Source organism: Cronbergia sp. UHCC 0137, assembly GCF_034932285.1.
GTDB lineage: Bacteria > Cyanobacteriota > Cyanobacteriia > Cyanobacteriales > Nostocaceae > Cronbergia.
Genome location: NZ_JAYGHC010000063.1, coordinates 22,286 through 28,665, shown reverse-complemented (window position 1 = coordinate 28,665; position 6,380 = coordinate 22,286). Strand labels below are relative to the sequence as shown.

The following is a 6,380-nucleotide window of genomic DNA, read 5'->3' as shown; positions in this document are numbered from 1 at the left end:
TAAAATTTCCTCTGACTTTAGAAGAAGCTGAAAAGCTGGAAGCAGAAATTAACAATGTTTAATTTAAAAGGACTGCAACTTAATTTGTTGCCACAAATTGGCGATCACCATCTTGTACTTGCTCTAGGAGTTTCTTAGGATGTTGTCCCATGAGAAAAAATTCTTGATAACTTGACAAGAATCGCCTGTAATGCTTAGTATATGGTTGTATACAAAAATGTTATACAGAAAATTTATGTATAATAAATAGTGAAAGTGACTTTGACAGAATAAAGGAAAAGATAACTGCATTCAAATTTAAGTTTACTAAGCCAATGCTGATTAAAAGTCTAGTAATCGGTATCTTAATAACTCTCTATTATGAATAAATCCAAAGAGATACTTGAAGCTCAATGTCTACTCCAGAAAGGCTACTTTCAGAAAGTAATAGAATTACTCAATTCAGTTGATAAGTTTTCACCCAACTACGGTTTTGCTCAGATATTAAAGCTCCGTTGTTTGTTAGAGCAGGGAAAAATTCGAGTAGCAGGTGAGTTATTAGAGTCAGTTGAGCAAGATTCTATGGACAAGGAAAATAGAACACGATTTGAGCTTTGGTCAGGGTTTGTTTCCCTTTATGGTGTATTAAAAAAGCTCTCCTTTGATCGTTGGACAAATCTTGAGAAAGTTTGTTCAGATGTTTTATCAGATACTGTAAAAAGTCCATCCTTAAAAGCACTAGCTCTCGACCTTGATGCGCGTCTTAAAGCGTGGAAGATTAGCTTAGGATACGATTCACCTTGCGTCAGAAATGCTGCTATTGAGCAGATGGGTCAAGCAGTCGGAATTTATAATCAAATCGGTGAACATAAAGAATCAATGGCAGCCAAAAGACGGCAAGCTCAGTTTTGTTGTCATAAGCCTTTGTCAAATCGTTCTCTAGCACGACAACTATTTGAAGAACTTCGAGATGAGGCACATTTAATTGGAGACTTAGTAACAGAGGCTGAGGCTTGCTTGAGTTTAGCCGAGATGGATTTTGATGAAGCCTATGCAAACACCAATACAGATAACAGATTTGAAAATCTTATAGGCTCTTTTGAAGAAGCTGCACAGCTTTTTGTAAAAGGTGGACACATATTTGGGGAAGCAAAAGTTGTTTTAATATTTGGAGAATTACTCCTAAAATATGGTTGCGAAGATGGAGTCAATCTGGTTCTGCAAGCGATTGAAGAACTTGCTAGTAAAGATGAGATTGTTCTTCGCCAAGGTGCTTGGCGAAATTTGAATATTTGGCATACCCATCACGGAAACTTTAAGCAAGCTCGTGAGGCTCTTAGGGAGAGTGAGCAATTGAGTGTCAATATGCAATTTGATCTTTCTCAAGGTATAGATTGGTTAGGGCAAGCAGATTATGCTTTTCGTAGAGGTGACATATCACGAGCCAGAGAAATACTCAGTCAATCTATTGCATTGCTAGAAAATACAAGTTTAGGAATTGCATATCGTCAAATTATGGCAACGATAACAAGTTCTATCGGACTATTTGATGAAGCAGAACAACTGTTGACTGAGATTACCTATAAGCTAAAGCAACACGGACCAAGTTCATCTCTTGCAGATACTTGGTTTATTTTGGGAAATCAGCTTCTAACAAGAGATTATTCTAGATCAATGTATTGTATGGAGCAAGCTATACAAATTGATCAACAATTAAATGATGCTTCAAGTGAAGCGCACCATATTTTTGAAAAGGTATGGATGCAAGCTCAATATCGTCGTATTACTAGTCAATCTCCTTTAATAACGGAAGAAATTGAACTTGGATTTGATCAGGCACGAGATATCCTACTACTTGATCGTACTCTTGAAGGACAGATACAGTTAGGGTCTCTGTGTGATAGAAGGGGGCAAATATACTTTTTTGCAAAAGATTGGCAGCGTTGCGGAACCTGGTTAACTCTAGCAGAAGAACTATTTCGTGAATTTAAATTACTTCCCAGTTTAGCTTTTACTTTAAGTTATCAAGGACTAGTCTTAATTGAGCTAGGTCGAACAGCGGGCATTCAAATGTATGAAGAAGCTCAAAAGCGCTTACAAGAATCACAAGAAATTCTTGAAGAAATTGGGCTACAGGGAGTGATATGGAGATCATTATTTTTTCTTGGCTTGTGTGAATATGAAGCAGGTCGTTTGGAATTACCTAATAGTGATCAACAAAAAAAACGTTGGGAAAGAGCAAATAATTTTTTAGACAAAGCAGCACGAAAAATCGATCAACTTCGTGGTTTTTCAGAAAATAGATATGGGATACACCAGCAAAATACATGGATATCTTTTGGTGTGGATAAACGAACAGTTTATGATACTGGTTTTCAACTTGCTTGGTTTTGGCAGAACAATTGCAAAATGGCTTTGACTTGGTTAGAGCGAATGAAGAGTAGAGCTTTACTGGATGCTCTGGCTGAAATCACATTACCATCCTCTCAAATTTCTGAGCATAAGTTAATCCAACAAGAGCAAGTATTATTGAATCAAAAACAAAATGCCGTTGATGTAGAAGAAGCAATTCAACTTCAAGAGCAACTTGATTCATTATTCAAGTTGATGTCTCAATCCTCTGAAACTAAAGATTATGCGTTTCTACGGAGTGGAGAAATACCCACATGGGAGCAGGTTCAAGAGACATTACAGCGTGAACAGTTGATAATCAGCAATCGACGATTCTTAGTTATTGAGTATTATTGCACTCCACATTATACAATTGTCTTTGGGATGTGTGCTGAATGGACAGAACCAAAAGTTGAATCTATTCAAATTGACTACCAAGCATTAGCTAATTTTGTCAAACTTCATTTCAGGCAACCTGATGGTGTAAGAATGATGATAGAAGATATTGGAGAACTACCTTGGCATAAATTTAGCAGTTTATTATCACCGCTTTTAAAATGGTCTGAGCCTAATGATATTGTGTGCCTCATCCCCTACGGGATTATTCATGACTTACCATTACATACACTCGTAATAGAAGATCATTATTTAATTGATCGAAATCCAGTCTTTTACTGCCCAAGTATTTCAGTTCTTCAGTATCTCCTACAGAGGGACTACTCAGTACATCAGGTAAAACAAAGAAATTTTACAGGAGCAGTTTTTGGTGACTCAAGATGTAACTTGCCGCGTTCAAGAGATGAAGCTTTGGCTGTAGCTGAACTAATGCAGACTACCCCCCACTTAGGTGAATCAGTCACTCGTCAGAACTTTCTTCTTGCTTTGAAGTGTGCTGACATACTTCATTTTGCTGGACATAGTGAGTTATCTGCCAGCGATGGTTTTAATAGTGGACTATATCTTGCTGATGGAGATTTACTTAGAGCTTCTGAGTTATTTAGTCTTTCAACTCGTACTGACTTAGTTGTTTTGAGCGGGTGTGAAACAGGAGTAAGTGAACAACGTACAGGTGATGAATTAGTAGGCTTAGTCAGATCATTTCTTTATGCTGGTACTAATACCCTTTTAGTTAGCCAGTGGCGAGTTAACGATGAATCAACTAAAGACCTTTTGAACAATTTTTACTTATATGCTTTTGGTGAAAATACCCTCAGCAAAGCAGAATCTTTACAAAAAGCAATCAAGAAAGTACGTAGTAATTCTTGCTGGCAAAGCTTTTATCATTGGGGTGGGTTTGTACTTATCGGTGACTGGAAATAAATGAGGTGATTTATGGAAATACGACTATTCGATGAGCCATTAGTGATTGATGAGGGTGCTTTAGAGCAACGTGCAAATGAAGATATTTTAATTGATCAAAGAATCCGACTACTTGCACAGGAAAATCGCCTTGGTTTGTCTAGAGGAGCAACTAAACGAGAATTATTTGATCGTCGAACGAAAGCGATTTTGGATATACCTTTCCAGGTGATTGCCCATGCTCATCCAGAGTGTAGGTTTCATTGGGTACGTCTTACCATAGACTTTAGCTCAACTACAGATGCAATTATCCGTGATCTCAGTCCACGAGAAGTTCTTGGAAGTGAACCCGTTAAAATTTCTACCAAACATACTGGTGGACTCTCTTTTGAAGTCGAGCAGGTGAAGCTATCACCACAGTTCAAATTTGAAAAGTCTATGGAACATCAGATTTATTTCCCCGAAATAACTAGTTCAGGTGCTGGATTTTCTAGTGTTCAATGGAATTTTCAAGCTTTGAGTGATAGGGAATTGCATGTGGATCGAGAACTCCGAATTTTGGTTTCATTTCCAGCAAGCGTAAGGAGACTTGAGGCAAATTTCTCTTTGAGATCTCGCATCTCGATAAAGGGGTGGGCAGGACTTATACCAGTTATGGGGCGAAAACGTATTGTTGTTGAGACCTTTGAACATATAGATTAATTGTTGTGATCCCGATGAGCCGATGTTATTACATTGACTAAATAGCAGAAAGGAGCTAGAACGATCTAGCTCTAAACTATGATATAAGTTAAATTTAAGTAATGAGACAAAATTAATTACACAAATATCAGGGCTGAAATCCTTAACTGGCAAAGAATTGGTAAATAAATAATATGTAATTAATTCTGTCCAGGTACTTATTATTTCTTCCTCTTGCTGTTCCCCAGAATTTGCTTCAAAGCTCGAAGAAATAGCGAAAGAATTAGATAGGAGTGTTTCTAGTGTGTTAATTTGGTGCGTTTTGGAGCGATAGCTACGCTCGCACAGGCATTGCTTCGGAAATTATTGATGTTGCCGTAGTTTACATCAATAAGATATATTTCAGGCATTTTATCATAAAAAGATGGGACACATTTTGTGCATGAAACTTTATAGGATAAGGGATTTAAAATTAACACACTAGCTAATCTCCAAATTCATCTAGTAGATTAAACCTTCAGCCTAATTTCAACAACTTGACCATCACGAATGATAACAGCTTCTACCAACTCCCGGTAAACCCGTTTTTTGTCGTCGTCGCTGGCATTCTTCCAAAGATCAGGATCTGAAAATGCCCACAATAATAATTCCTGAGAAATAGTGTTAATTTCCTGATTTTGGGATAACGAATAACGTAATTGTGTTATTTGAGATTCTAGATTAGCGATCGCTATTTTAATTGCGTCATTGGGTGCAATTGAATTTATTTGTTGAAGCTGGAATAATTGCGATCGCAGTTTCTGAGTTTCTGGAGATTCTGGTTCTGCCGAAAATTCTGGAGTTTGAGAAATGTTAGAGATTTGCGCTGCTTTCTTTATGAGGGCATCAATTACGGCAGCTTCTACAACTTCCATTTTGATCATAGTTTTTTGGGAGCATGATCTAGAAGTCCAATTTTTGCACTGAAAATAATAATTCATTTCCTTGGGGATGCCTAATCTTTTTGCTCTATAACCGTTATTAACGCTGCTCGTTGAATAACAACTGCTACGGCATTCAGCACAAAAAACTAAGCCAGAGCAAGGATATTTAAGTGCAGTAGAACCATATCCCTTGATTTCTCTGTTACGATTTAAGATAGATTCAATTTCTTTCCCCTCGGCATCAGATATTAGGCGTTGTTCAGGATGGGTATTTAAGTGAAGTTCTGCTCTCCCATTTTTGTCTTTTCTTAGATAAGGTAAATGCCCCCTAAGTACGGGATTTCTCAGCCAATTAGACAGCCCTCCGTTACTGAATTTAAAAACACCTTGAGCAACACGACCACCTTTTTTTGGTTCTCCAGGTTTGTTATTGTGTGCAAAAGTCTGAATACCGTAACGGGTGTTAATTTCTCTCAAGCATTGTCTTAGCGTCTTTTTTTCTAGAAAAGCATCAACAATTTCACGGGCTATTGCAGCTTTGGACATCTCGCATTGGCCAATAATCAGACACAAAAAGGGATTGTGATCTAGCTGGTGTTGATTGTTAACTTTGATGTATCCAAAAGGTGAGTTCATCGCCACCTTGCGATCGCGTAAGTGCTGCCAGCCATGCTGAACCCGCTCGCTCAATCGGTCAACCTCCATTTCAGCGAGTGCGCCCAACATATTAAGGTGAAACTTTCCAGCAGCCGTTTTTAAATCTATACTGTCATCTAAGGCGCGGAGGTTGCAGTTATGTTTCTGTAAATCATCAATAGTTTTTCTCAGAGTTGGGAGGCTACGAGTTAAACGGTCGAGTCTGGTAACAACTATTTCCTTCACCTGACCTTTTCTCACCAAATCTATTAGCTTGTTAAATTGCCTGCGGTCATCTCGTGATCCCGATTCAACATCTACAAATAATTCTTCAGCCCCAGCGTTACGAATGCGATCGCATTGTTGCTCAAGTGCGTGAGAATTATCAGCTTGTTCCCGACTTGAAACTCTAGCATAACCAACGGTTATCATGGGTTTTGCCCTGATTATTTATCATATTATACACTCGGT

General features: G+C 38.0%; 3 protein-coding genes. 2 read left to right on the top strand and 1 reads right to left on the bottom strand.

The window, feature by feature from the left end:
• Positions 1-360 precede the first annotated feature (360 nt).
• Together VB711_RS22825 and VB711_RS22820 are read left to right on the top strand one after the other, a co-directional pair.
• Entirely contained in the window at positions 361-3,690 is a 3,330-nt protein-coding gene (locus tag VB711_RS22825) for a CHAT domain-containing protein (protein WP_323288633.1), read from the top strand.
• A 12-nt stretch (positions 3,691-3,702) separates the two neighbouring features.
• Positions 3,703-4,371 (top strand): hypothetical protein, encoded by a 669-nt coding sequence (locus VB711_RS22820; RefSeq protein ID WP_323288632.1) that lies wholly within the window; start codon positions 3,703-3,705, stop codon positions 4,369-4,371.
• A gap of 488 nt (positions 4,372-4,859) precedes the next feature.
• Here the strand turns inward: VB711_RS22820 and xisF are convergent, their stop codons facing one another.
• Positions 4,860-6,341 carry a fdxN element excision recombinase XisF gene (gene xisF, locus VB711_RS22815; RefSeq protein WP_323288631.1) on the bottom strand — a complete coding sequence of 494 codons (1,482 nt, stop codon included), beginning with the start codon at positions 6,339-6,341 and terminating at the stop codon, positions 4,860-4,862.
• Positions 6,342-6,380 lie beyond the last annotated feature (39 nt).

Excerpts from the sequence above, each read along its gene's own strand:
- VB711_RS22825 (WP_323288633.1), top strand. The coding sequence starts at position 361 with ATGAATAAATCCAAAGAGATACTTGAAGCTCAATGTCTACTCCAGAAA.
- VB711_RS22820 (WP_323288632.1), top strand. The coding sequence starts at position 3,703 with ATGGAAATACGACTATTCGATGAGCCATTAGTGATTGATGAGGGTGCT.
- xisF (WP_323288631.1), bottom strand. The coding sequence starts at position 6,341 with ATGATAACCGTTGGTTATGCTAGAGTTTCAAGTCGGGAACAAGCTGAT.